The organism is Lacinutrix salivirga (assembly GCF_053604675.1).
Genome location: NZ_JBSHNP010000087.1, coordinates 1 through 261, shown reverse-complemented (window position 1 = coordinate 261; position 261 = coordinate 1). Strand labels below are relative to the sequence as shown.

1 protein-coding gene is annotated in these 261 nt (G+C 40.6%); it reads right to left on the bottom strand.

The window, feature by feature from the left end:
• Window positions 1-261: Ig-like domain-containing protein (locus ACVC5O_RS04320; protein WP_452220239.1), on the bottom strand; the 261-nt coding region annotated here is incomplete at both ends.

Genomic DNA, 261 nt, shown 5'->3' with positions numbered 1-261 from the left:
GTATCTGCATTAGCGATAGGTGCTTCATTTTCAGGACCACTCTCAGGTAATACTTCGATATATACAGTTGTAGTATCACAAGCGACAGGGTTTCCATCGTCACAGATGGTGTACTCAAAGGTATCTTCACCAGTAAATCCTGGGTTAGGAGTGTAGGTATACTCACCAGTAGGAGAGATGGTTACAGAACCATTAGTAGGATTGGTGTTAGCAGTTACAGTTTGGTTATCGCCTTCAAAATCTTCATCATTAGTTAATACA